Origin of the sequence: Nodosilinea sp. P-1105, from assembly GCF_012911975.1 — a bacterium.
In the GTDB taxonomy this organism is placed as follows: Bacteria; Cyanobacteriota; Cyanobacteriia; order Phormidesmidales; family Phormidesmidaceae; genus Nodosilinea.
Genome location: NZ_SMDQ01000145.1, coordinates 1 through 2,421 on the forward strand (window position 1 = coordinate 1; position 2,421 = coordinate 2,421).

At 54.2% G+C, this 2,421-nt stretch carries 3 protein-coding genes and 1 pseudogene; 1 reads left to right on the plus strand and 3 read right to left on the minus strand.

Features of this window, described 5'->3' with window-relative positions; translation table 11 throughout:
* Positions 1-62 precede the first annotated feature (62 nt).
* Positions 63-449: a GNAT family N-acetyltransferase gene (locus tag E1H13_RS26360; RefSeq protein WP_169617930.1), complete on the minus strand. Its 387-nt coding sequence runs from the start codon at positions 447-449 to the stop codon at positions 63-65.
* A 165-nt stretch (positions 450-614) separates the two neighbouring features.
* Positions 615-1,341, minus strand: a pseudogene (locus E1H13_RS26365) (hypothetical protein).
* Positions 1,342-1,359: 18 nt separating this feature from the next.
* On the opposite strand from E1H13_RS26365, the gene E1H13_RS26370 reads away from it, so the two are divergent.
* Positions 1,360-1,536, plus strand: coding sequence for a hypothetical protein (locus E1H13_RS26370; RefSeq protein ID WP_347404226.1), 177 nt, complete (start codon positions 1,360-1,362; stop codon positions 1,534-1,536).
* Here the strand turns inward: E1H13_RS26370 and E1H13_RS26375 are convergent.
* Positions 1,520-2,128 (minus strand): TetR/AcrR family transcriptional regulator, encoded by a 609-nt coding sequence (locus E1H13_RS26375; protein WP_169617931.1) that lies wholly within the window; start codon positions 2,126-2,128, stop codon positions 1,520-1,522. The genes E1H13_RS26370 and E1H13_RS26375 overlap by 17 nt on opposite strands.
* Between the last annotated feature and the right edge of the window lie 293 nt (positions 2,129-2,421).

The window sequence follows — 2,421 nt, forward strand, 5'->3', positions numbered from 1 at the left end:
AATCGCTGCATCAGAGAGAAGCTGGCCAAGCAAGGTCATCCGGTCTTTTCCTCTGGCCTGCACTAAAATGCACTACCCATGGTTATACCAGCCTGTTTCATCCAATTGAGGGCAAATTCGATGAGCTGACTGCCGATACCACGACCCTGAGCTTCTGGATCGACAGCAACCATGTAAATCTCGCCCATGCTGTCCTCTACAGTTAGTTTGACCGCAATAAAGCCCACAACCGTTGCTCCATCGATCGCGACCCATACCGTTGTGTCATCGGCAGCGCAGACCTCTGTAACCGCTTTTTCCTGGCTGATACGCCAGCCATCAGCGTAGAAAGCATGGAACAGATCAGCGTCAAGGGCATTCTGAATGGAGTCAAAAACGGGTGCCCAGGCCCGCAGTGACAGACGCACAACAGCATCAAGATAATCTGGGGTGTATGGCTCAATTCGCATGGGATGAGATGTCTATAGAGATTCAGTTTTGCCACATTACTCAATCGTCGCGAAGGTATACAAATGAGTCAGGCAAATCTGCGATGGGTCTCAGCTCGTCAGCAGTAAAAAATGCGCCTGCGATCGCAGGCGCGCTCAATTGCTTTACGTTGATGGCTACTTAAGTTAGCGAATCACAGGGACATCGCTGAAAGCAACTGGTATTGCTTCACCTGAGGCTAAATCCAGCGGGAAGTTGTGGGCATTGCGCTCGTGCATCACCTCCATGCCTAGGTTGGCCCGGTTGATCACATCGCATAGCAGAGGCCAGTGCCCCGCCAAACACACCCGCGACCCCCAGCATGTGGAAGGGGTGCATGAGAATGTTGTGCTCAGCCTGAAACACCAGCATAAAGTTGAAGGTACCCGAAATGCCCAGGGGCATGCCGTTGGAGAAGGACCCCTGACCGATGGGGTAGATCAAAAACACAGCGGTGGCGGCGGCCACGGGGGCACTGTAGGCCACGCAAATCCAGGGGCGCATGCCCAATTGATAGCTCAGCTCCCACTCGCGGCCCATGTAGCAGAACACCCCAATCAAGAAGTGAAAGATCACCAACTGGTAGGGGCCGCCGTTGTACAGCCACTCGTCGAGGGATGCGGCTTCCCAGATGGGGTAGAAGTGCAGGCCAATAGCGTTGGAGGAGGGCACCACAGCGCCGGAAATGATGTTGTTGCCGTACATCAGAGAACCCGCCACAGGCTCCCGGATGCCGTCGATATCCACCGGCGGGGCGGCGATGAAAGCAATTACAAAACAGGTGGTGGCAGTCAGTAGGGTTGGAATCATCAACACCCCAAACCAACCCACATAGAGTCGGTTCTCAGTGCTGTCGTTGAACGGGGTATCCAATCAGGTGATTTTCGCCCGGTGGACCCCTGGCTGACGGTCAACCACATCATGGGCATCTGCACGTTTTATTTCAATGCCCAGGCCAATATGCGCAATGTGCAGCCTGACTTTGAGTGGTTCACCCCGGAAGCGATCGAGCACTTTACCGAGTCGGCGATCGCCATAGTGCTGGCAGGGATTAAGGCCCACCCATAACTCGATGGCCCTGATGCTGAATCAGTAACGCTTCGATCAGCTTTTGGGCAGTTTTCAGCCGTTGCGGATCCTCCGATTGGGCTACCCAGGCCGCCAGCTCATTCAGCGCCCCGTTCACCAAATGGGCAAAGCCCTCCGCATCAACCACCTGGAGGTCCCCCTCCGCCACCGCTAGCTGAATTGATTCTTGTAGCAAACCAAACCCATACTGATCGATTTCTACCAGGGTATCTGCCGCCAAAACAGCGGGCGCTTCGATAAACACCAGCCGCCGCAAGTCTTCCTGCTGAGCCACTTCCAAAAAGGCCTGGCAGCCAACCACGAGTTGCGCCCAATTGGTTTCTAAGGGTGCAATGCGGGTGCGAATGTGGGCGGTGATTTGGTCGTAGGCTTCCACTACCACCGCCTTAAATACCCCCAGCTTGTCGCCAAACTGGTGATAGAGCGCTCCTCGAGTAATCCCCAGTTCCCGAATAATTTCCTCGGTGCCGGTGGCAGCATAGCCCTGGGTAGCGAATAGATGGCGGGCTCGATCCAAGATGGCCCGGCGGGTGCGGCGGGTTTGTTCGGCTTTGGTCAGCTTGGGTGGCATGGCGATCGCACAAATACATTCAGACAGTATGTATCTTGACAGAGAAGAGGGAAGGCTCTACTTTGAGATACATGCAGATTGTATCTTTATGGGGTTACCTCAAAGGAGTCGATATGTCTGCCCTGGTCACGACTCGAAAGGCTACAAGAGCTGACATTCCCTTTCTCACCCAAATTGAATACGAACTCCCGGTTCGCTCATTTTTGAGTGAGGTCGGCCAATTAGGTTAGATTTGGGCTATGGAAACTCCTCTAACCGTTATCACAGAACGGGTTGACGATATTCCCCTGCTG